Origin of the sequence: Priestia sp. YIM B13486, assembly GCF_042787865.1 — a bacterium.
In the GTDB taxonomy this organism is placed as follows: Bacteria; Bacillota; Bacilli; order Bacillales; family Bacillaceae_H; genus Priestia; species Priestia megaterium.
Genome location: NZ_JBHZOZ010000005.1, coordinates 54949 through 76977, shown reverse-complemented (window position 1 = coordinate 76977; position 22029 = coordinate 54949). Strand labels below are relative to the sequence as shown.

General features: G+C 38.8%; 24 protein-coding genes and 1 riboswitch. Of the genes, 23 read left to right on the top strand and 1 reads right to left on the bottom strand.

Annotation, left to right across the window (positions count from 1 at the left end):
• The first annotated feature begins 132 nt into the window (after positions 1–132).
• Complete coding sequence (locus tag ACFX4G_RS15105; RefSeq protein WP_043977260.1) at positions 133–1050, top strand: proline dehydrogenase family protein; 918 nt, start codon at positions 133–135, stop codon at positions 1048–1050.
• 79 nt (positions 1051–1129) lie between these two features.
• Here the strand turns inward: ACFX4G_RS15105 and ACFX4G_RS15100 are convergent, their stop codons facing one another.
• Complete coding sequence (locus tag ACFX4G_RS15100) at positions 1130–1279, bottom strand: YuzL family protein (protein ID WP_013059660.1); 150 nt, start codon at positions 1277–1279, stop codon at positions 1130–1132.
• Positions 1280–1463: 184 nt separating this feature from the next.
• On the opposite strand from ACFX4G_RS15100, the gene ACFX4G_RS15095 reads away from it, so the two are divergent.
• The 22 genes from ACFX4G_RS15095 to ACFX4G_RS14990 all read left to right on the top strand — a co-directional run bounded on the left by ACFX4G_RS15095 (position 1464) and on the right by ACFX4G_RS14990 (position 22003).
• Complete coding sequence (locus ACFX4G_RS15095) at positions 1464–3845, top strand: 3-hydroxyacyl-CoA dehydrogenase/enoyl-CoA hydratase family protein (protein ID WP_377575728.1); 2382 nt, start codon at positions 1464–1466, stop codon at positions 3843–3845.
• A gap of 12 nt (positions 3846–3857) precedes the next feature.
• The gene (locus ACFX4G_RS15090) at positions 3858–5036 is read left to right on the top strand and encodes an acetyl-CoA C-acetyltransferase (protein ID WP_097824863.1); all 1179 of its coding nucleotides are present in this window, start codon (positions 3858–3860) and stop codon (positions 5034–5036) included.
• A gap of 23 nt (positions 5037–5059) precedes the next feature.
• Positions 5060–6844, top strand: coding sequence for an acyl-CoA dehydrogenase family protein (locus ACFX4G_RS15085; RefSeq protein ID WP_043977255.1), 1785 nt, complete (start codon positions 5060–5062; stop codon positions 6842–6844).
• Positions 6845–6959: 115 nt separating this feature from the next.
• On the top strand, positions 6960–7316 hold the full coding sequence (locus ACFX4G_RS15080; RefSeq protein ID WP_013059656.1) for an arsenate reductase family protein: 357 nt from the start codon (positions 6960–6962) through the stop codon (positions 7314–7316).
• A 135-nt stretch (positions 7317–7451) separates the two neighbouring features.
• Positions 7452–7835, top strand: a complete 384-nt coding sequence (gene gcvH, locus ACFX4G_RS15075; protein WP_013059655.1) for a glycine cleavage system protein GcvH — start codon at positions 7452–7454, stop codon at positions 7833–7835.
• Positions 7836–7914: 79 nt separating this feature from the next.
• Positions 7915–8160: a YusG family protein gene (locus tag ACFX4G_RS15070; protein WP_013059654.1), complete on the top strand. Its 246-nt coding sequence runs from the start codon at positions 7915–7917 to the stop codon at positions 8158–8160.
• Positions 8161–8341: 181 nt separating this feature from the next.
• Entirely contained in the window at positions 8342–8692 is a 351-nt protein-coding gene (locus tag ACFX4G_RS15065) for a toprim domain-containing protein (RefSeq protein WP_025752660.1), read from the top strand.
• A gap of 14 nt (positions 8693–8706) precedes the next feature.
• Entirely contained in the window at positions 8707–9006 is a 300-nt protein-coding gene (locus ACFX4G_RS15060; RefSeq protein WP_097824861.1) for a thioredoxin family protein, read from the top strand.
• Between the two features lie 180 nt (positions 9007–9186).
• Positions 9187–9294: riboswitch (SAM riboswitch) on the top strand.
• 131 nt (positions 9295–9425) lie between these two features.
• Positions 9426–10451 carry a methionine ABC transporter ATP-binding protein gene (locus tag ACFX4G_RS15055; protein WP_043977252.1) on the top strand — a complete coding sequence of 342 codons (1026 nt, stop codon included), beginning with the start codon at positions 9426–9428 and terminating at the stop codon, positions 10449–10451.
• The gene (locus ACFX4G_RS15050) at positions 10444–11112 is read left to right on the top strand and encodes a methionine ABC transporter permease (protein ID WP_013085342.1); all 669 of its coding nucleotides are present in this window, start codon (positions 10444–10446) and stop codon (positions 11110–11112) included. Before ACFX4G_RS15055 ends, ACFX4G_RS15050 begins: the two co-directional genes overlap by 8 nt.
• Before the next feature lie 17 nt (positions 11113–11129).
• Complete coding sequence (locus ACFX4G_RS15045) at positions 11130–11966, top strand: MetQ/NlpA family ABC transporter substrate-binding protein (protein ID WP_014457885.1); 837 nt, start codon at positions 11130–11132, stop codon at positions 11964–11966.
• 122 nt (positions 11967–12088) lie between these two features.
• Complete coding sequence (locus tag ACFX4G_RS15040) at positions 12089–12454, top strand: carboxymuconolactone decarboxylase family protein (RefSeq protein ID WP_013059648.1); 366 nt, start codon at positions 12089–12091, stop codon at positions 12452–12454.
• A 239-nt stretch (positions 12455–12693) separates the two neighbouring features.
• The gene (gene sufC / locus ACFX4G_RS15035; RefSeq protein ID WP_013059647.1) at positions 12694–13479 is read left to right on the top strand and encodes a Fe-S cluster assembly ATPase SufC; all 786 of its coding nucleotides are present in this window, start codon (positions 12694–12696) and stop codon (positions 13477–13479) included.
• Between the two features lie 17 nt (positions 13480–13496).
• The gene (sufD, locus tag ACFX4G_RS15030; protein ID WP_043977250.1) at positions 13497–14804 is read left to right on the top strand and encodes a Fe-S cluster assembly protein SufD; all 1308 of its coding nucleotides are present in this window, start codon (positions 13497–13499) and stop codon (positions 14802–14804) included.
• Positions 14804–16024, top strand: a complete 1221-nt coding sequence (locus tag ACFX4G_RS15025; RefSeq protein ID WP_013059645.1) for a cysteine desulfurase — start codon at positions 14804–14806, stop codon at positions 16022–16024. Before sufD ends, ACFX4G_RS15025 begins: the two co-directional genes overlap by 1 nt.
• Entirely contained in the window at positions 16014–16448 is a 435-nt protein-coding gene (gene sufU, locus ACFX4G_RS15020) for a Fe-S cluster assembly sulfur transfer protein SufU (RefSeq protein ID WP_013085338.1), read from the top strand. Before ACFX4G_RS15025 ends, sufU begins: the two co-directional genes overlap by 11 nt.
• Before the next feature lie 45 nt (positions 16449–16493).
• The gene (sufB, locus tag ACFX4G_RS15015; RefSeq protein ID WP_013059643.1) at positions 16494–17891 is read left to right on the top strand and encodes a Fe-S cluster assembly protein SufB; all 1398 of its coding nucleotides are present in this window, start codon (positions 16494–16496) and stop codon (positions 17889–17891) included.
• A gap of 102 nt (positions 17892–17993) precedes the next feature.
• Positions 17994–18848, top strand: coding sequence for a DUF72 domain-containing protein (locus tag ACFX4G_RS15010; RefSeq protein ID WP_377575504.1), 855 nt, complete (start codon positions 17994–17996; stop codon positions 18846–18848).
• A gap of 131 nt (positions 18849–18979) precedes the next feature.
• Positions 18980–19282 (top strand): YunC family protein, encoded by a 303-nt coding sequence (locus ACFX4G_RS15005; RefSeq protein WP_013059641.1) that lies wholly within the window; start codon positions 18980–18982, stop codon positions 19280–19282.
• Positions 19283–19371: 89 nt separating this feature from the next.
• Positions 19372–20124, top strand: a complete 753-nt coding sequence (gene yunB, locus ACFX4G_RS15000; protein WP_013085335.1) for a sporulation protein YunB — start codon at positions 19372–19374, stop codon at positions 20122–20124.
• Between the two features lie 248 nt (positions 20125–20372).
• Complete coding sequence (locus ACFX4G_RS14995; protein WP_045291599.1) at positions 20373–21887, top strand: sodium-dependent transporter; 1515 nt, start codon at positions 20373–20375, stop codon at positions 21885–21887.
• Entirely contained in the window at positions 21887–22003 is a 117-nt protein-coding gene (locus ACFX4G_RS14990) for a methionine/alanine import family NSS transporter small subunit (RefSeq protein ID WP_016765823.1), read from the top strand. The genes ACFX4G_RS14995 and ACFX4G_RS14990 overlap by 1 nt, the downstream gene beginning before the upstream one ends.
• Positions 22004–22029 lie beyond the last annotated feature (26 nt).

Sequence of the window (22029 nt, the reverse complement as noted above, 5' to 3'; positions counted from 1 at the left end):
AGCTCTCGGTCGCTTTTTGGTTTTGTGTGCATACGTTAATAAAGGGTGCCTATCTAGTTTGAAAAATGGTAAAATTAACGATAATTAAATAAATTTTGTGAGGCGTATGACAAGTGAAGGCGGGGGGTTGCTTTGGAACAAACGATAAGAAACTTTTTTTTATTGTTATCAAAAAGCAAAAAGTTAACAAAGCTGGCTAAGCGCTATGGCTTACGTTTTGGAGCAGCACGTTTTGTTGCAGGGGAAACCATCGATGAAGCTGTTAGTGTGATAAAAAAGCTAAATGAACAGGGATTAAAAGTAACGATTGATTATCTTGGCGAGTTTGTGGAAAGTGAAGTTGAAGTGGATCATGCTGCAGCTCAATGCATAAAGGCCATTCACCTTATACACAAAGAAAGATTAGATTCAGAAATTTCTTTAAAATTAACGTCTATGGGACTAGATATTTCAGAAGATTTGGCGCTTCATCATATGCGGCGTATTCTTGAAGAAGCGGAAAAACATAGCGTATTTGTGACGATTGATATGGAGGACTATAAGCGATGCAGCAAGACGATTAAGCTATTTAAACAATTAAAAAATGAGTATGAACACGTAGGGACGGTGCTTCAAGCATACTTATATCGAACAGAAAGTGACATCCGTGAATTAGATGCTTATGCTCCTAAATTAAGGTTAGTGAAAGGGGCGTACAAAGAAGCAGCAGACGTGGCGTTTCCTGATAAAGAAGACGTGGACGAAAACTTTCAAAACATCATTGGACTTCACTTATTAAACGGTCACTACACAGCAGTTGCTACTCACGATGAACGAATCATTCAGTATACAAAAGAGTTTGTTAAAAAGCATGGAATTTCAATGAATCAGTTTGAGTTTCAGATGCTATACGGGATTCGATCAGAAAGGCAAGTTCAGCTCGTAGCAGAACAATATAAAATGAGAGTGTACGTTCCTTATGGAACGGACTGGTATGGGTACTTTATGAGGCGCCTTGCAGAAAGACCTGCAAATGTCGCATTTGTCTTAAAAGGAATTGTAAAAAAATAATAATGAAATGGTCGTGATGACAAAGTAAGAAATAATCAAAAATCGAACATGATTCGATTACTCATGTTCGATTTTGAGGTTAATGTCCTTGAGTGTTATGCTTTGTGTACTGTTGGTTTTGAGATGTCTTTTTGCCGCGTCCGTGCGGTTCATTGACCGGTCCAGCATTTCCTTTAACGCTTGCTGCGCTTACGCCTGCTGACGATGGATCCTTCTTTAATTTGCTCACAAAATCACCTCCTGTGTATTAAGATAACCAAACACATTAAAAATAGTTAGAGATAATATTGTGAATATATTGCGAAAATTTAAAAAATGTTTTATAGTAAAAACAGAGATTAACAGTGACTCTCTTTTTTTACGCATAAAATGAATGATCATTCATTCAATATATTAAAGGGGATGTGGGGATAATTATGAACATAAAAAAAGCCGCCGTTTTAGGTTCAGGAGTTATGGGCTCTGGAATTGCAGCTCATTTAGCAAATGTAGGAATTCCAACACTTTTGCTAGACGTGGTTCCAACTTCATTAACAGCAGACGAGGAAAAAAAACAGCTAACGCTTGAAGATAGACAAGTGAGAAATCGGTTGAGTACAACTGCTCTAGCTAAATTAACGAAGCAAAAACCGGCACCTTTAACGTCGAAGTCATCACTATCGTTAATTACGCCAGGAAATCTTGAAGATCATTTACAGGAGTTAAGCGAGTGTGATTGGATTATTGAAGTAGTAGTGGAACGTCTTGATATTAAACAGCAGTTGTTTGAAAGAATTGACAGTGTACGAAAAAAAGGAAGTATCGTAAGTTCAAATACTTCAGGAATATCGATCCACGAAATGGCTAAAGGACGCTCAGAAGATTTTAAAGCGCATTTTTTAGGAACGCACTTTTTTAATCCACCGCGTTATTTAAAGTTATTAGAAATCATTCCAACTCATGACACAAAATCAGAAATTGTTGAATATATGAAAACGTTTGGTGAAGATGTATTAGGTAAAGGAGTAGTTATTGCAAAAGATACGCCTAACTTTATCGCCAACCGTATCGGTACGTACGGTTTACTTGTGACCGTTCAAGAAATGTTAAAAGGCAATTACAGCGTGGGAGAAGTTGACTCTGTGACGGGCCCCTTAATTGGAAGACCAAAAAGCGCAACGTTTCGAACACTAGACGTAGTGGGTCTAGACACATTTATTCATGTGGCTAATAATGTATTTGACAAAGTAGAAGGCAAAGAAAAAGAAGTGTTCGATGTCCCTTTATTTATGAAACAAATGCAGGAAAATGGCTGGCTGGGAAGCAAGTCAGGGCAAGGCTTCTTTTTGAAGAAAGGAAAGGAAATTTTGGAACTTGATCCTAGTACACTTCAATACGTCGAGAGAAAGAAGTTAAAAACAGCTTCTACCGAATTAAGCAAGCAGGCAAAAGGGCTGCAAAATAAAATGAAAGCGCTTATATATTCTGATGATCGTGCCGGACAGCTTCTTTGGAATGTGATCAGTCCCGTTCTTGTATATGCAGCACAGTTAAAAAATGAAATCGCCGACGATATCGTGGCCGTTGATCAAGCTATGAAGTGGGGATTTGGCTGGAAAATGGGTCCTTTTGAGACGTGGGATGCAATTGGTTTAGAAAAGTCAATTGAGAAGATGGAGCAGTCTGGTTTAGCAGTTCCGCAGTGGGTAAAACAAATGCAGGAAAATGGATTTACAAGCTTCTATAAAGAAATGGAAGGTCAAACGCTTTACTACGAAGATGAAGAGTATAAAGCGGTAAAAGAAAATAAAAAGGTGATTCACCTGTCATCTTTACGTTCTCAAAATAATGTCATTTTAGAAAACAGCGGAGCGAGTTTAATTGATTTAGGAGATGATGTGGCGTGCCTGCAGTTCACCTCTCCTAACAATGCAATCGGGCTAGATATTATTAGTTTATTAAATCAGTCTCTTGAAGAAGTGAATAAGAACTATAAAGGGCTGGTCATAGGAAATCAAGGGAAAAATTTCTGCGTTGGCGCTAACTTAGCTATGATTTTAATGGAAGCACAAGATGACAATTATTTTGAAATTGAATTTGTCATTAAACAATTTCAACAGGCAATGATGAAGGTGAAATACAATGAAAAGCCGGTTGTTGCAGCTCCATTTGCGATGACTCTTGGAGGCGGAGCAGAAATTTGCTTACCGTCAGCTAAAATTCAAGCTTCTGCTGAAACTTACATGGGCCTTGTAGAAGTAGGAGTCGGACTCATTCCTGGTGGAGGAGGTAATAAGGAGCTTTATATCAAACAGCTAAATGGTTTACCTAACGGTGTAACGCTCGATCTTCAGCAAATTGCCAATAAAACATTTGAAACAATTGCTACTGCAAAAGTATCTGCTTCTGCTGCAGAAGCTAGACAGCTAAACTTTTTAAATCGTCATGATGGCATCAGCGTAAACGGAGATCACTTGCTGAATGATGCGAAGAACTCAGTCCTTGCTTTACATGACACGGGCTATAAACCACCTGTAAGAACTAAAATTCCTGTGGTTGGAGAAACAGGATATGCAACGTTGCTGCTAGGAGCTCAATCCATGAAGTATTCAGGATATATATCAGAACATGATTATAAAATTGCTAGTAAGTTAGCATTTGTGTTAGCTGGAGGACGTGTAGCGTTTGGTTCGGAAGTTGATGAAGAGTATTTGCTGGACTTAGAGAGAGAAGCGTTTTTAAGCCTTGTTGGAGAAGCGAAGTCTCAAGAACGTATGCAGCACATGTTAGTTAAAGGAAAACCACTGCGTAATTAAGGGGGAGAAAAAATGAGAGAAGCAGTTATTGTAGCAGGTGCTAGGACACCGGTTGGAAAAGCAAAAAAAGGTTCACTGGCAAGTGTTAGGCCTGATGATTTGGGAGCCATTGCGGTTAAAGAAACTCTTCGCCGAGCAGGCGGATACGAAGGACCAATTGATGATTTAATTATTGGTTGTGCGATGCCTGAAGCAGAACAAGGTTTGAATATGGCTCGAAATATTGGCGCTCTTGCGGGTTTGCCTTATACGGTGCCAGCAATAACGATTAATCGTTATTGTTCATCAGGTTTGCAAAGTATTGCCTACGGTGCAGAACGAATTATGCTAGGGCAAGCCAAAGCAGTGTTAGCTGGAGGAGCAGAATCAATGAGTTTTGTTCCGATGTTTGGAAACGTAGCGCGTCCAAATGTTCAGCTGGTTGAAAATGCGCCGGAATATTATATGGGCATGGGACATACAGCAGAACAAGTAGCGATGAAATACGGCATTTCACGTGAAGACCAGGATGCGTTTGCTGTACGCAGCCATCAAAAAGCAGCAAAAGCACTTCAAGAAGGGAAGTTTAACGACGAAATTGTTCCGGTGGAAGTGACGCTTCGAAAAGTGGATGAAAACAATAAGCTCCGTGAACAAAAGCTGATGTTCTCTCAAGATGAAGGAGTTCGTCCTGGCACAACTGCGGATGTATTAGGAAAACTTCGTCCAGCTTTTTCGGTTAAAGGATCCGTAACAGCTGGAAACTCTTCGCAGACAAGTGACGGAGCTGCATCCGTTTTTCTAATGGATAAAGAGCAAGCTGAAGCAGAAGGGTTAAAGCCTTTGCTTAAGTTTCGCTCATTTGCAGTTGGAGGAGTTCCGCCTGAAGTAATGGGGATTGGCCCGATAGCTGCCATTCCCAAAGCTCTTAAACTAGCAGGGCTGGAGCTTTCTGATATCGGATTGTTTGAATTAAATGAAGCATTTGCTTCTCAAGCACTTGGCGTTATTCGTGAATTAAATATTAATGAAGATAAAGTAAATGTAAACGGAGGCGCTATTGCCTTAGGTCATCCATTAGGCTGTACCGGAGCTAAGCTGACTATTAGCTTAATGCACGAAATGCAGCGTCGAAATGAGCAGTTTGGAATTGTCACGATGTGTATTGGCGGAGGAATGGGAGCTGCTGGTGTATTTGAATTGTTAGCATAATCATTTCAAAGGGGGATATGAACATGTCAAATAAAACAAAACAAATGATTAAAGGTGGAAGCTTTTTAATTGAAGAAGGCGATGCAAGCCGCGTCTACACGCCGGAGGATTATACATCTGAACAAAAGATGATTGCCAAGACGACAGATGAATTTGTAGAAAATGAAGTCCTTCCACAAGTGGAATATTTAGAAAAGCATGAGTTTGACCGTTCTGTAAAGTTATTAAAACAAGCTGGTGAATTAGGTTTGCTTGGTGCAGATGTACCAGAAGAATACGGTGGACTCGGTTTAGATAAGATTACCTCGGCTTTAATTGCTGAAAAAATGTCTCGAGCAGGCGGATTTTCCATCACTCATGGTGCTCACGTAGGAATTGGGTCATTGCCAATCGTCTTATTTGGAACAGAAGAGCAAAAACAAGCATATTTACCTGCTTTAGCAGTTGGGGAAAAAATAGCAGCATATGCGTTAACAGAACCTGGTTCTGGTTCCGATGCCCTCGGTGCTCGCACAACAGCTCGCCTTAACGCAGAAGGCACACACTATGTGTTAAATGGAGAAAAGCAGTGGATTACAAATGCCGGATTTGCTGATGTGTTCGTCGTGTACGCGAAAATCGACGGCGATAAATTTTCTGCTTTTATCGTTGAACGCGAATTTCCAGGCGTATCGGTTGGACCGGAAGAGAAGAAGATGGGAATCAAGAGTTCATCAACAAGAACGTTGATTCTTGAAGATGCACTTGTTCCAAAAGAGAACGTGTTAGGTGAAGTGGGAAAAGGTCATGTGATTGCCTTTAACATTTTAAATATTGGGCGCTACAAGCTTGGAGTTGGAGCAGTTGGAGCAGGGAAACGTGCGTTAGAAATCACGTCTCAATATGTTAACCAGCGTCAGCAGTTTAAAACGCCAATCGCTAAATTTTCATTAACCCAAGAAAAATTAGCAACAATGGCTTCTAAATTATATGCAACTGAAAGCTCCGTCTATCGTACGGTAGGACTTTTTGAAGACCATATGGGCCAGCTTTCAGAAGAACAGCAAAAAGATGGAAAGCAAATTGCCGCTTCCATTGCTGAATATGCCATTGAATGCTCATTAAACAAAGTGTTTGCCACGGAATCTCTTGACTACATCGTAGATGAAGGGGTGCAGCTTCACGGAGGCTATGGTTTTATGAGTGAGTATGAAATTGAGCGCCTGTATCGTGATTCCCGCATTAACCGTATTTTTGAAGGAACAAATGAAATTAATCGACTCTTAGTACCAGGCACATATTTACGCAAAGCGCTAAAAGGAGAGCTTCCGCTGCTTCAAAAAGCACAAACGCTTCAAGAAGAATTGATGATGCTTATGCCGCAGGAAGTAGGAAATGAGCCGTTAGATCAAGAAAAAATGCTTGTGCAAAATGGAAAGAAAATTGCGCTCTTGCTTTTAGGTCTAGCTGCACAGAAGTATGGGAAAGAATTAGAGAAAGAACAAGAAATTCTCGTTAATATTTCCGATATGATTAGTAACGTATATGCAATGGAATCCACTGTTTTACGTACTGAAAAAGCGATTTCCAAAACAGGTGCAGATCAAAACAGCTTGAAGGTAAAATATACGCAAGTATTTTGCCAAGAAGCATTTAATCGAATTGAAGCAGATGCAAAGGAAACGTTAATTGGCGTTGAACAAGGTGATACGCTTAGAGTCATGCTTTCGTCTCTTCGCAAGTTAACTCGCTATACACCAATTAATGTAATTAGTGTAAAGCGCGAGATTGCAAAAACGCTTCTAGAAGTAGAGAAGTTCACAGTTTAAGGGAAAAGGAGCTCGTTTTACGAGCTCCTTTTTGTTTAAGAAGCCTCTATCTAGGTAAATGATAAAGGATGTGTTAAAATACGAAAAAAGCTTAAAATAAAGGGTGGTTGACGAAATGTCATTATTTTTTTATTCATATCCAAAGTGTGGTACGTGCCGAAAAGCTAAGAAGTGGCTGGATGATAACGGAGTAGCGTATGAAGAAATTCATATTGTAGAAAACCCGCCAACAAAAGAGCAGCTGCAATCTTATTATCAGAACAGCGGCTTAGAATTAAAAAAATTCTTTAATACAAGCGGTAAAAAATATCGCGAATTAGGACTTAAAGATAAAGTAAGCAGTGCGAGTGAAGATGAACTTCTGTCGATTCTTGCGTCAGATGGCATGTTAATTAAGCGTCCGCTGCTAACAGATGGACAAAAAGTAACGCTTGGCTTCAAAGAAGAGCAGTTTGAGGACGTGTGGAAGTAAGTTTTCAAATAGAAAATTTTTACCTTTTACGTTACACTGTTAATAGGAAGTTATTTTAGGTTGTAGAAAGTGTTCTCCACGTTGAAGGCGCTTTTTATATAAACAAATTACGATACATATTTTGGAGGGATTAAGATGAGTACACCAAAAGATTTGCGTTATTCTGAAGAGCATGAATGGGTAAAAACAGAAGGGGACGTTGTCCGCGTAGGTATTACGCATTTCGCTCAAGCTGAGCTTGGCGACATCGTATTCGTTGAACTGCCAGAAGTAGGAGCAACAGTAGAAGCTGACGAGCCGTTTGGCAGCGTTGAATCAGTAAAAACAGTTTCTGAGCTTTATGCACCAATTAGCGGTGAAGTTGTAGCAGTAAACGACAACTTAAGCGATAGCCCTGAACTTGTTAATGAATCTCCATACGAAGAAGCATGGATGATTACAATCAAACCGTCTGATGCTTCTCAAGTAGATAAGCTAATGACAGCAGAGCAATACGAAGAAATGACAAACGAAGGATAATATTCCTCCATAAATTGTCTTTATGAAAAGTTTTTGACTGGACACTCTATTAGTAAACAAGCTAAAGGAGTGTCTTTTTATGTTTGAAAAACAAAAAATGGACGTTACAGATCGCGTTACAGCTAAATTTCATGACGGCGGTATGAAATTATATGTTGATAAGCAGCCAATTGGTGAAGTTAGTTACGGAACAAGCGGCAATGAATACCGCTTTGAAGAAGGTTATTCGCAAGAAAATAATAAGTTCTATCAATATACGGATGTACAAAAACAAGGTGAAACGCAAAAATATACAGACTGCGACGAAGAAGCAGGATGGTGCTAAACAGTGGCAACTGCCACTGTTTTTCTTGTCTTATGGAAACAATATGGCCTAAGCTGCTTTTTAAAACAGTTCTTTCTTGCAAATTTCTTTTAAAAAACAGGTGAACTGTGATACATTAACGAATATTGTATAGCATAAAGAAATGATGTTACTATACAACTGACGATTATGGGTGATGAAAATGGGGCTAATTGAAATTGAAAAAGTAATTATTGTCGAAGGAAAATCAGATAAAAAGCGTATCCAAGATATCATTCGAGAACCAATTGAAATTATCTGTACAAACGGTACGATTAGTTTATCAAAGCTGGATGAAATTATTGACTGTACGTTTAACAAAGAGGTATACATACTTGTTGACTCTGATGATTCAGGGAATAAGCTAAGAAAACAATTTAAACGAGAGCTTCCGGAAGCAGAGCATCTATATATTGATAAAATGTACCGAGAGGTTGCTGCCGCCCCTAGACATCACATAGCAACAGTATTACTGAGTGCCAATATCGATGTTAATGCAGAATTTTTAACATAAAAGGAATGAGCAACATGCAAGAATGGAGCGAAAAACAGCTTGACGATCAGTTAAAAGAAGGACAAAGAACGTTTATCTTTTTCCATACACCTTTTTGCGGGACATGTCAGCTGGCAAAAAAAATGTTAACCGTAGCAGAAGCGATGCTGCCCGGTGTGACCATCGGAATGAGCAATTTAAATTATATGCCTTCAAAAGCAGAAATATTTTCAATTGAAAGTGTACCTTGTTTGATTGAAGTGAAAAATGGCGAAATGGTAAAAAAACTCTATGCGTTTCATTCCATCGAGCACGTACTTGAAGAGCTTCGATAATCAAACGTTTGTTTAAAATGAAGAAATTGAAAGAGAGTGAACCGTTGGGGCTGTTGGAATCTTGGGATATTATCCCAAGAACAAAATCTGTTGACAGCCTATCTGACACATGCTAAAATCACACTCATGAATGTTCATAAATGAATGAATATTTCCCAAAAATAAAATAATTGTTGCGAACTCTTATCAAGAGAGGTGGAGGGACTGAGCCCTGTGAAACCCGGCAACCGTCAGACTAACTGAAATGGTGCCAATTCCTGCAAAGCTATGCGCTTTGAAAGATGAGAGAAAGGATTAAATATCGAGCCTTTCTGTCATGCGCAGAGAGGCTTTTTTGATGGGGAAAATTGTTTTACGGCTTTTTCATCCTATAGGGCAACCTAACATAATTAAGTTTTTACTAAAGAAGGTGAAGAAATATGATTACATTAACAGACGTTACAAAAATTTATCAGGCCAAAAGTGGTCAAATAACAGCTGTTGATAATGTGAATCTAACCGTTAACCAAGGTGAAATTTACGGAATTATTGGTTATAGCGGAGCGGGGAAAAGTTCTTTAATTCGCTTGCTAAACGGGTTAGAAACACCAACGACAGGAACGGTAGAAGTAGCAGGTAATGATATTGGAAAAATTAAAGGCGGAAAACTCAGAAAAGCTAGACAAGAAATTAGTATGGTATTTCAGCACTTTAATATCTTGTGGTCGCGTACGGTGCGAGAAAATATTGCTTTTCCGTTAGAAATAGCAGGGATCTCAAAAGAAAAAAGAATGAAACGAGTAGACGAGCTTATCAAGTTAGTCGGGCTTGAAGGGCGTGAAAATGCTTATCCATCACAGCTTAGCGGTGGACAAAAGCAGCGTGTTGGTATTGCTCGAGCGCTAGCCAATAACCCAAAAGTATTGCTGTGTGATGAAGCAACATCAGCGCTTGATCCTCAAACGACAGATTCCATTTTAGATCTGTTAGTAGATATTAATGAGAAGCTAGGGTTAACCATTGTATTGATTACTCATGAAATGCACGTTATTCGTAAAATTTGTCATCGGGTAGCCGTTATGGAAAATGGGGCAGTGGTAGAAGAAGGACAAGTGCTAGAAGTATTCAGAAAACCTAAGCAGCCGATTACAAAACGATTCGTTCAACAGATTTCTGAACCAGAAGAAACGTTTGAAACAATTGAACAAGTACAGGGGTTATATCCAAGCGGGCAAATTATTCAGCTGACGTTTGTTGGCGGAAAAGCAGAGCAACCGCTCATCACAACGATTTTAAAACAGTTTGATGTAACGATTAATATTTTGCAAGGAAAGATTTCTCATACACAAACAGGTTCATACGGGACGTTGTTCGTTCATTTAGACGGAGAATTAACAGAAGTTGAAAAAGTCATTGCATACATTCATGAGCAGCAGGTAGAAGTGGAGGTAATGACAAATGCTTGAGAAACTATTTCCGAACGTTATTTTAGATGATTTTATTCAAGCGACAAATGAAACACTATATATGACGGCTATTTCAGTTATAGCCACGTTTGTTCTAGGTATTTTATTGGGCTTGCTTTTATTTTTAACGTCCAAAGGACAGCTCTGGCAAAACAAACCTTTATATGCCATTGTGTCAGCAGTTGTAAATATCTTTCGTTCCATTCCATTCATTATTTTAATTGTTTTACTGATTCCATTTACCAAAGCATTGGTAGGAAGTATTTTAGGCGCTAATGCAGCGTTACCTGCTTTAATTGTGGGAGCAGCACCATTTTATGCGCGTCTTGTAGAAATTGGTCTGCGTGAAATTGATAAAGGTGTTATTGAAGCTGCTAAATCAATGGGAGCAACAACAAGCACTATTATCTTTAAAGTGCTGTTACCTGAATCGCTGCCAGCTTTAATTTCTGGTTTGACGGTAACGACGATTGCGCTAGTCGGCTATACGGCAATGGCGGGTGTGATTGGAGCTGGAGGTCTTGGGAATCTTGCATATTTAGAAGGATTCCAGCGCAGTCATAATGATGTAACGCTAGCTGCTACGATCTTAATTTTGATTATTGTATTTATTATCCAACTTATTGGAGATGCGATTACTGCAAAAATTGATAAAAGATAAAGGGAGGATTATTTATTATGAAAAAATGGCTTTCGGCTTTAGCACTAACATCTGCGCTAGTAGTAGGATTAGCTGCATGTGGATCTAACAATGGATCAAAAGATGAAAAGAAAATTGTTGTGGGTGCATCTAATACGCCTCATGCTGAAATTTTAGAACAAGCAAAACCGATTTTAGAAAAACAAGGAATCGACTTAGAAATTAAAAAATTCCAAGATTACATCTTACCGAACACAGCTCTTGCAAACAATGAAATTGATGCAAACTACTTCCAGCACGTTCCTTATATGAATTCAGTGCTGAAAGATCACAAGGGTGAAAAAGGGTATGATTTTGTAAGTGCCGGTGCCATCCACATTGAACCAATCGGTATCTACTCTAAAAAATACAAAAGCTTAAAAGATCTTCCGAAAAACGGCACAGTTATTATGCGTGATGCAGTAGCAGAGCAAGGACGTATTTTATCGATTTTTGAAAAAGCCGGCGTAATCAAATTAAAACCAGGCGTAAAGAAAACAGATGCACAAATTAAAGATATCGTAGAAAACCCGAAGAATTTAAAATTTAAAGCCGATGTTGAAGGCGGATTGCTACCTCAAATGTACAAAAATAATGAAGGTGACGCTGTTGTTATCAATGCTAACTATGCTATCGATGCTGGTTTAGATCCAGTAAAAGATCCAATCGCAGTGGAAAGCAAAGAAAATAACCCTTATGCAAACATCATTACGGTTCACAAAGGCGACGAAAATAAAGATACAGTGAAAGCTTTAGTGAAAGTTCTTCACTCTAAAGAAATTCAAGACTACATTAAAGAAAAATACAAAGGCGGAGTACTGCCGGTAAATAAATAATAGAAGAAAAGCGCTTGTCCACTCTGGGCAAGTGCTTTTTTTGTATGCGGGAAAACGAATAACTCTTATTTTTCTCACGCATACTAACCGTGAAAACTTTACTGATGATGGGAGCTGACGTTATGCAGCAAGAAGCACGTCATTCAACTGAGCAAGCACTTCATGATTATAAAATGGGTGTTGGGAAATTTAGCGAAAAATTGCCGGAAGTAACAAAAACGTTTAATGCGTTTACTGAAGCATGTTTTGGAGAAGGTTCTCTTTCTAAAAAAGAAAAGCAGTTAATCGCGTTAGGAATCAGCGTAGTAGCTCAAGACGAGTACTGTATGATTTATCATACAAAAGGCTGCATTGATCAAGGTGCAACTGAACAAGAAATTTTAGAAGCATGCGGAGTGTCAGCAGCATTTGGCGGAGGCGCAGCGATGAGTCAGTCCGTTACGCTTGTCCAAGAGTGTATTTCAGAACTGACTAGCCACACGCACTAAGTAAATAAAGAGGGTAAAAAAGCTTGTCTTAGAAGGCTCTATGGAGTCTTTTAAGGCAACTTTTTTATGAGTGGATTTAGTCTTGAAAAATGTACATAATGGTTTAAAACCTTTTGGGTCAAAAGGTTGCTATAAGTTTTCATTTGTTATAAGATTGTAATGAGAATAAAATGAGAATAATTAAAAAGATATAGGTATATCGTTTTTTACTATATACGTCTATAACTGGAGGTTTTAATATGGCAGGGTCAACTTTAACAATTAAAGATCTTCATGTTGCAATTGAAGGTAAAGAAATTTTAAAAGGTGTTAATTTAGAAGTTAAGGGCGGCGAAATCCATGCAATCATGGGACCAAACGGTACTGGTAAATCAACATTATCTTCAGCAATCATGGGACATCCTAAATACGAGGTTACACAAGGAAGCATCACGCTAGACGGCGAAGATGTACTTGAGATGGAAGTAGATGAGCGCGCTCGTGCAGGTCTATTCCTAGCTATGCAATATCCAAGTGAAATCAGCGGGGTAACAAATGCTGACTTCTTACGTTCAGCAATTAATGCTCGTCGCGAAGAAGGCGAAGAAATTTCACTAATGAAATTCATCCGTCAATTAGACAAAAACATGGATTTCTTAGAGATGGATCAAGACATGGCTCAGCGTTACCTAAACGAAGGTTTCTCTGGCGGTGAGAAGAAACGTAATGAAATTCTGCAATTAATGATGCTTCAACCAGGAATTGCAATTTTAGATGAAATCGACTCTGGTTTAGATATCGATGCGTTAAAAGTTGTATCAAAAGGTATTAATGAACTGCGCGGCAGCGAGTTTGGTTGCTTAATGATTACTCACTACCAACGTTTACTAAACTACATTACACCAGATAAAGTTCACGTTATGATGCAAGGTCGCGTTGTAAAATCAGGCGGACCAGAATTAGCACAGCGTCTAGAGGCAGAAGGTTATGACTGGATCAAACAAGAATTAGGTATTGAAGACGAAACTGTAGAGCAAGAAGCTTAAGAGTTAGGAGGATCTCTATGACTATTGATACGAAATTACCATTTGATCAAGAGTACATCAGCAGCTTTTCAAAAGAAGCTAATGAACCAAGTTGGCTGCTAGATCTTCGCTTACAAGCTCTTGCGAAAGCAGAAGATCTTGCACTTCCAAAGCCAGATAAAACAAACATTTCGAAATGGAACTTTACTGCATTTGACAAGCACACTTCACAGGCAAGCACAATCTCATCTGTAGACGAGCTTCCAGAAGTGGTTAAAGCATTGATTGATACAGAAGCTGTTAAAAATCTATATGTTCAGCGTGACCAAACAGCTGCATATTCAACATTAACAGAAGAGCTAAAGTCTCAAGGCGTTATCTTTACAGATATTCAAACAGCTGCTAAAGAGCATAGCGACCTTGTCGAGAAGTACTTCATGAAAGACGGAGTTAAAGTAGATGAGCACCGTTTAACTGCATTAAACGCAGCGTTATTAAACGGCGGTGTATTCGTGTACGTTCCTAAAAATGTAGAAGTACAAGAGCCGCTTCAAGCTGTATTTGTCCGTGAAGATGAAGAAGCTGCTTTATTCAACCATGTGATTGTTGTAGCTGAAGACAACAGCTCAGTAACATATGTAGAAAACTACATTGCTACTGCTGAAGAGTCAAAAGGTGTTGTCAATATTGTGACGGAAGTATTTGCTAACAGCAATGCAAAAGTAACATTTGGGGCTGTTGACTACTTAGCTAAAGGCACAACTACTTATGTGAACCGCCGCGGCGTAGCGGGCAAAGATGGTCGCATTGAGTGGGCTTTAGGCTTAATGAGTGAAGGAAATACAGTTTCAGAAAATACAACGTATCTAATGGGCGACGGTTCATATGGAGATACAAAAACGGTAACAGTTGGACGTGGAGAACAGTCTCAAAACTTAACAACAAGTATCGTACATTTTGGAAAACATTCTGAAGGCTACATTTTAAAACACGGCGTTATGAAAGAAAGCGCGTCTTCAATCTTTAACGGTATCGGTAAAATTGAACACGGTGCGTCTAAATCAAACGCTGAGCAAGAATCTCGTGTGTTAATGTTAAGTGAAAAAGCACGTGGAGACGCAAACCCAATTCTTCTAATTGATGAAGACGATGTAACAGCAGGACACGCTGCATCTGTTGGACGCGTAGATCCAATTCAGCTTTACTACTTAATGAGCCGCGGTATTCCGCAAACAGAAGCAGAACGTCTAGTTATCCACGGGTTCTTAGCACCAGTTGTAAACGAGTTGCCAATCGAAACGGTTAAAAAGCAATTAACAGATTTAATTGAAAGGAAAGTTCGATAATGAATATCTCTGATATTCGTAAACAATTTCCTATTTTAGACCAAGAGGTAAATGGCAGCCCGCTCGTTTATTTAGACAGTGCAGCAACTTCACAAAAGCCGCTTGCTGTAATTGAAGCAATTGAGAAGTATTATAAAGAATATAACTCAAACGTACACCGAGGTGTTCACACGCTTGGTACAAGAGCAACAGACGGATACGAAGGCGCTCGTGAAAAGGTTCGTAAGTTTATTAATGCAAAATCAACGGAAGAGATTATCTTTACGCGCGGTACAACGACAGCTCTTAATACAGTAGCTGCAAGCTATGGCCGTGCTAATCTCAAACCTGGTGATGAAATTGTGATTACTTATATGGAGCATCACAGCAACATCATTCCTTGGCAGCAAGTTGCCAAGGAAACAGGTGCAACGTTAAAATATATTTCATTAACAGAAGATCATGCACTTTCACTAGAAGAGGTAAAAAGCACGATTACATCCAACACCAAAATTGTATCGATTATGCAAGTATCTAACGTATTGGGCACGATTAACCCAGTAAAAGAGATTGCAGAAATTGCACATGCTAACGGTGCAGTAATGGTTGTGGATGGTGCGCAAAGTACGCCTCATATGAAGGTGGATGTACAAGATTTAGACTGTGATTTCTTTGCTTTCTCTGGACATAAAATGGGCGGACCGACTGGAATTGGCGCTCTTTATGGAAAGAAAGAGCTTCTTGAAAAAATGGAACCAATCGAGTTTGGTGGCGAAATGATTGACTTCGTAAACCTATACGAATCAACGTGGAAAGAGCTTCCTTGGAAATTTGAAGGAGGTACGCCAATCATTGCAGGTGCAATTGGTTTAGGTGCAGCGATTGATTTCTTAGAAGAAGTTGGTTTAGATAATATTCAAGCACATGAGCACAAGTTAGCGCAGTATGCACTGGATCGCTTATCGCAAGTAGATGGAATTACGATTTACGGACCGAAAGAGCGAGCGGGTGTTGTGACGTTTAATATTGAAGATGTGCATCCGCACGACGTTGCAACAGTAGTAGACGCTGATGGAATTGCGATTCGTGCAGGTCATCACTGTGCGCAGCCGCTGATGAAATATTTAAACGTATCTTCTACTGCACGTGCAAGCTTCTATTTGTATAACACGGAAGAAGAAGTAGATAAATTGGTGTCATCATTAATAAAAACGAAGGAGTATTTTACAAATGGCTTTTAATAATTTAGATACTCTCTATCGTCAAGTAATTATGGACCATTATAAAAATCCGCGTAATCGTGGAACGTTGAATGAAGATACTGTGAACATTCATATGAATAACCCGACGTGTGGAGACCGCATTGAACTTTCTTTAAAAGTAGAGGACGGCAAAGTGGTGGATGCAAAGTTCGAAGGCGAAGGATGTTCAATTTCAATGTCATCAGCTTCAATGATGACACAAGCAATTAAAGGTCAAGAAGTAGACAAAGCGTTTAAAATGGCCCATATCTTCTCTGACATGATGCAAGGTAAAGAGTATGATGATAGTATAGATTTAGGAGATATTGAAGCACTTCAAGGTGTAGCAAAATTTCCTGCGCGTATTAAATGTGCAACACTAGCGTGGAAAGCGATGGAAAAAGGTCTTAACGAACAAAAATAAGACCTTCATTCATTCCCAATCCTATCAAGTAGGGGGTAATAAAAGATGGCTAAAAAAATGCCAGAAATCGGCGATTATAAATATGGATTTTCCGATAAAGACGTATCAATTTTCCGCTCAAAACGCGGTTTAACGAAAGAAATCGTAGAAGAAATTTCTCGTATGAAAGAGGAACCACAATGGATGCTTGACTTCCGTTTGAAATCTCTAGAGCACTTCTACAACATGCCAATGCCACAGTGGGGCGGAGACATGGCAAGCTTAGACTTTGATGAAATTACGTACTACGTAAAACCATCTGAGAAGTCTGAACGCTCTTGGGATGAAGTTCCTGAAGAAATTAAACAAACGTTTGATAAACTAGGTATTCCTGAAGCAGAGCAAAAGTATCTTGCGGGTGTATCAGCTCAGTACGAATCTGAAGTTGTTTATCACAATATGAAAGAAGATCTTGAAGCACAAGGTATCGTATTTAAAGATACGGATACGGCGCTAAAAGAAAACGAAGATATTTTCCGTGAGCATTTTGGAAAAGTTATCCCGCCAACGGATAACAAATTCTCTGCACTTAACTCGGCGGTTTGGTCTGGTGGATCATTCATTTACGTACCAAAAGGTGTAAAAGTAGATACACCATTACAAGCTTATTTCCGTATTAACTCTGAAAATATGGGACAGTTTGAGCGTACGTTAATTATTGCTGATGAAGGCTCACACGTTCACTATGTAGAGGGCTGTACAGCACCTGTTTATACAACAAACTCTCTTCACAGTGCCGTTGTAGAGATCATCATCAAAAAAGATGCGTATTGCCGCTATACAACAATTCAAAACTGGGCGAACAACGTATACAACCTTGTAACAAAACGCGCGGTTTGTGAAGCAAACGCAACAATGGAATGGATTGATGGAAACATCGGTTCTAAGTTAACAATGAAATATCCAGCTGTTATCTTAAAAGGTGAAGGTGCACGTGGTATGACATTATCTATTGCCCTTGCTGGTAAAGGACAGCACCAAGATGCTGGTGCAAAAATGATTCACTTAGCACCGAACACATCTTCAACGATCGTATCAAAATCAATTTCAAAACAAGGCGGTAAAGTAACATACCGCGGTATCGTACACTTCGGCCGTAAAGCAGAAGGTGCACGTGCGAACATTGAGTGTGATACGCTGATTATGGATAATCAATCAACTTCTGATACAATTCCGTACAATGAGATTTTAAATGACAACATCTCACTTGAGCATGAAGCGAAGGTATCGAAAGTATCTGAAGAACAATTATTCTATCTAATGAGCCGCGGTATTTCTGAAGAAGAAGCAACAGAAATGATTGTAATGGGCTTTATTGAGCCATTTACAAAAGAGCTTCCAATGGAATATGCAGTAGAAATGAACCGTCTAATCAAATTTGAAATGGAAGGTTCAATCGGTTAATAATAGATCAAAACTCGTTTGCTGTTTATGCAAACGAGTTTTTTTGTATCGTTTGTATTAAAATAAAGAAAAGCGAAGCTAAGAACATAGAGGAGGAGTGGCATGATTTATATTGGAGTTACAGGCTGGGGAGATCATGATTCATTATATGAAGCGGGGGTTTCATCAAGAGACAAGCTTGCCGTATATGCAGGCCATTTTCCAATTGTTGAAGTCGATTCATCTTTTTATGCAATTCAACCAACATCAAATGTAGAAAAATGGGTGAACGATACACCGGAATCTTTTCGTTTTGTGGTAAAAGCCTATCAAGGTATGACAGGCCATATGGGAGAAGGAAATCCGTTCGATAGCAAAGAAGAAATGTTTCATGCGTTTTTAGAATCAGTGAAGCCTTACGTAACATCGAATAAGCTTGGTATGATTTTATTTCAAATGCCGCCCTGGTTTGACTGTACAAAAGAAAATGTAGCCTATTTGAGATATAGCCGCGAGAAGTTTGGCGATTTGCCAGTAGCGCTTGAGTTTCGAAATCAATCTTGGTTTAAGCCATTTTTCTACGATAAAACGCTGACGTTTATGGAACAAGAGAAGTGGATTCACGGTATTTGTGATGAACCGCAGGCAGGAGAAGGCTCTATTCCTATTGTGATTCATGCTACAGATAAACAGAAAACACTTATCCGTTTTCACGGACGAAACGTACACGGTTGGAATAAGCCCGCAGAAGGCAATTGGCGAGCAGTAAGGTTTTTGTATCGTTACAATGAAAAAGAGCTCCTAGAGTGGAAAGAACGGCTTGAAAAGCTACAAAAACAAACGAAGGACATTTACCTGTTATTTAATAATAACTCGGGCGGAGATGCTGTACATAATGCCAAACAGCTCATGAGTTTATTAAATATTGAATATGAGAATTTAGCTCCTAAACAATTAGATTTTTTTAATGAATTTTAGAACTGAGTCCTATAAAAGTTTATATAAATAAGGAAGAAGGAATATAAACGTCAAATAGGTAGAAAAGTATATGTAAAACCTCACTTTTTTCTTTCAAAATCATAAATTGATTAAGAAAGGAGTGAGTTACTATGATTACCTTAGCGCCTATCGTAATTGAAGGTCATACGTTTAATGCAGTTACCGTATTGCTGCCAAAAACAACTCTGTTAACAATCTCATCAGATAAAGGGTACATTATGTGCGGAGCACTAGACGTAGGTCTATTAAATGATAAATTAGCTGATCGTCAAATAATAGCTGGAAGAGCTGTAGGTGTACGTACAATTGAGCAGCTTCTTGAAGCGCCTCTTGAATCTGTAACGCTTGAAGCTGAAAAAAGAGGGATTTTTAAAGGGACAATTGGTAAAGATGCTTTATTGAAAATGCTTTAATATAGTGGAAAATTTAAGATAAAACTTTTTAAAAGAAGCGTGAACCTCCTTATACATGCATACATATAGCTTGTAAGGAGGGATTTTTTTTGGTTAAACTTCGTCGGAAATTAACAAGAAAAGGCCCGCTTCCTTTTCGTTACGTTCTGTTGCTCACCTTTCTTTTTTTTATGCTTTCCACAGGGGTAGGATTATGGCTAATTAATAGAGGGATTGAACCGACGTTAATGAAATATGCTGAAGCACAAACAAAAGAGATTGCAACTTTAGTTATTAATAAAGCGGTGAATAAACAGGTACTTGATCAACTGGACGTAGATGTCATTAAAGTGGAATCCACACCTAACGGTCAAGTAGCCAAAATTGACACAGCGCTTGTAAATCGGGTCAGAGCTCAAACTACGTCATTTGTCCAGGCTAACTTAAAAGAAGCAGAGAAAGGGAATTTAGATGCACTTGAACTTCCAACAGATATTCGTATTGAAAAAAGTGAAAAGTTGCGGAATCAAGGAATTGTATACCAAGTTCCGCTTGGGCAAGCGACTAATAATGCGCTGCTTGGAAATCTAGGTCCGCTGATTCCGGTTAAATTTCATGCTATTGGTGACGTTCAAACAGACGTAGTGCGAAAAATCGAAGAGTATGGAATAAATAATGCGTTTCTTGAAGTATCTATCAAAGTAAAAGTAAACATGCAAATCATTATCCCATTTGCAACTAAAAAAACAACCGTTACGGCTACAATCCCGGTCGGAGGCACCGTTATTCCTGGAAACGTTCCTGACTATTTTAACGGTGGAAACTCGTCTTCTCCGGCGATTGAACTTCCGAAGAAAAATTAACAATATTATATTAACGTGATAAAGTATTATTAAAAAAGCAGGTGCGGAAGTTCAAAAAGACTTTCATACTTGCTTTTATTCATTAGAACATTTGTCTGAATTTTCTATAAAAAATATTTTGACATACTATCTTCTCCCTTCTATAATTTGAGATAGGAAGTTATAGAAAGAATAATCTAAAAATTATAAAAATTCTCGCTGATCTACGATAAAAAGAGAGTAGGGAGAGAACAAGAGGGGGAATTACAGTGGAAAATAGGCCGCAGTGGGGATCAAGAGCAGGGTTTATTTTAGCAGCAGCAGGTTCAGCAATTGGACTAGGGAATATATGGAGGTTTCCAGCTACTGCATATGAAAACGGAGGAGGAGCATTTTTTCTTCCCTATTTATTTGCTTTGTTGACGGCAGGAATTCCTATTTTAATCATGGAGTTTGCTATAGGTCATAAATATAAAGGTTCTTCTCCTTTATCATTAGCGAGACTAAGTCCAAAGGCTGAGTGGCTAGGCTGGTGGCAAGTAGCTATTTCCTTTTTTATTTCAGTTTACTATTCCGTCATTATCGCGTGGGCGATGTCGTATTTTATCTTTTCATTTAAGTTAAGCTGGGGAAAGGATACGGAAGCGTTTCTATATGGAGATTACTTAAAGTTAGCTGAAGCACCAGGACAAACAGGAAGCATCGTATTACATGTTTTAATTCCGCTTGTACTTGTATGGATTGTCACGTTAGGTGTGTTATTAAAAGGAATCAAAAAAGGAATTGAAGCGGCAAACAAAATCTTTTTACCAACACTAATTGTTCTATTTTTAATCATCGTTATTCGAGCAGTAACATTGGACGGAGCAATGGAAGGTCTGCACGCTTTCTTTAAACCAAACTGGAGCGCAATTGGAGATGGAAAGGTTTGGATTGCGGCATATGGTCAGATTTTCTTTAGTTTATCTGTTGGTTTTGCTATTATGATCACTTATTCCAGTTACCTTCCAAAAAAATCTGATTTAACTAATAATGCGTTTATTACTGGATTCGGTAATTCCGCTTTTGAATTACTAGCAGGAATCGGTGTGTTTAGCGCACTTGGTTTTATGGCTACTCAGCAAGGTATCCCAATCGATAAGGTGGTTCAGGGAGGGGTAGGACTAGCCTTTGTTGTTTTCCCGCAAATTATTAATGAATTTCCGGCCTTTAAACAGCTGTTTGGAATGTTATTCTTTGCTTCCTTAACATTAGCAGGATTAACGTCGCTTATTTCAATTATTGAAACCTTTGTAGCAGGCATTCAAGATAAATTTACTATCTCACGTACAAAATCTGTATTAATAGGCGGAGGAATCGCTTCAATTTGCTCGCTGTTATTTGCAACACAAGGCGGACTTTATTTCTTAGATGTGGTCGACTATTTCATTAATAACTTCGGAGTTGCTTTAGCAGGCTTAGTAGAAGTTGTATTAGTTGCTTGGGTATTTAAAAAGTTGAGCAGCCTTCAGCAGCATGCAAATGAAGTCTCTGATATCCGAATCGGATCATGGTGGAAGATATGTTTAGGAGTCGTTACACCACTTGTACTTGGGTATATGATGTTTGATAACTTCCGGAAAAATATTTCGGAAAATTACGAGCAGTATGCAACGACTTTTGTAGGTCCTTTTGGTTGGGGCGTGGCAGCTCTGGCTGTTATTTTAGGAATTGTTTTCTCTTTTGCACGATGGAAAGATGGGACGATCCGTTTGTCAGTTAAAGAGAAGGGGGTTTCTAAATAATGGATGGAAGTTCAATTACAATGATGGTTGTAGGAATGGTCATCATATGGGGCGGCTTGGCCGCGAGTATTGCTCATGCTGTGAAAAAAGCAAAAGAAAGCAAAGCGTCAGGATAAAAAAACAGGAAGCGTCGGCTTCCTGT

Coding starts and splice junctions, on each gene's coding strand:
- ACFX4G_RS15090 (WP_097824863.1), top strand. CDS start 3,858: ATGAGAGAAGCAGTTATTGTAGCAGGTGCTAGGACACCGGTTGGAAAA.
- ACFX4G_RS15060 (WP_097824861.1), top strand. CDS start 8,707: ATGCAAGAATGGAGCGAAAAACAGCTTGACGATCAGTTAAAAGAAGGA.
- sufC (WP_013059647.1), top strand. CDS start 12,694: ATGGCAGGGTCAACTTTAACAATTAAAGATCTTCATGTTGCAATTGAA.
- ACFX4G_RS15085 (WP_043977255.1), top strand. CDS start 5,060: ATGTCAAATAAAACAAAACAAATGATTAAAGGTGGAAGCTTTTTAATT.
- ACFX4G_RS15005 (WP_013059641.1), top strand. CDS start 18,980: ATGATTACCTTAGCGCCTATCGTAATTGAAGGTCATACGTTTAATGCA.
- sufU (WP_013085338.1), top strand. CDS start 16,014: ATGGCTTTTAATAATTTAGATACTCTCTATCGTCAAGTAATTATGGAC.
- sufB (WP_013059643.1), top strand. CDS start 16,494: ATGGCTAAAAAAATGCCAGAAATCGGCGATTATAAATATGGATTTTCC.
- ACFX4G_RS15080 (WP_013059656.1), top strand. CDS start 6,960: ATGTCATTATTTTTTTATTCATATCCAAAGTGTGGTACGTGCCGAAAA.
- ACFX4G_RS15010 (WP_377575504.1), top strand. CDS start 17,994: ATGATTTATATTGGAGTTACAGGCTGGGGAGATCATGATTCATTATAT.
- ACFX4G_RS15050 (WP_013085342.1), top strand. CDS start 10,444: ATGCTTGAGAAACTATTTCCGAACGTTATTTTAGATGATTTTATTCAA.
- ACFX4G_RS15070 (WP_013059654.1), top strand. CDS start 7,915: ATGTTTGAAAAACAAAAAATGGACGTTACAGATCGCGTTACAGCTAAA.
- ACFX4G_RS15045 (WP_014457885.1), top strand. CDS start 11,130: ATGAAAAAATGGCTTTCGGCTTTAGCACTAACATCTGCGCTAGTAGTA.
- sufD (WP_043977250.1), top strand. CDS start 13,497: ATGACTATTGATACGAAATTACCATTTGATCAAGAGTACATCAGCAGC.
- ACFX4G_RS15025 (WP_013059645.1), top strand. CDS start 14,804: ATGAATATCTCTGATATTCGTAAACAATTTCCTATTTTAGACCAAGAG.
- ACFX4G_RS14990 (WP_016765823.1), top strand. CDS start 21,887: ATGGATGGAAGTTCAATTACAATGATGGTTGTAGGAATGGTCATCATA.
- gcvH (WP_013059655.1), top strand. CDS start 7,452: ATGAGTACACCAAAAGATTTGCGTTATTCTGAAGAGCATGAATGGGTA.
- ACFX4G_RS15040 (WP_013059648.1), top strand. CDS start 12,089: ATGCAGCAAGAAGCACGTCATTCAACTGAGCAAGCACTTCATGATTAT.
- ACFX4G_RS15065 (WP_025752660.1), top strand. CDS start 8,342: ATGGGGCTAATTGAAATTGAAAAAGTAATTATTGTCGAAGGAAAATCA.
- ACFX4G_RS15055 (WP_043977252.1), top strand. CDS start 9,426: ATGATTACATTAACAGACGTTACAAAAATTTATCAGGCCAAAAGTGGT.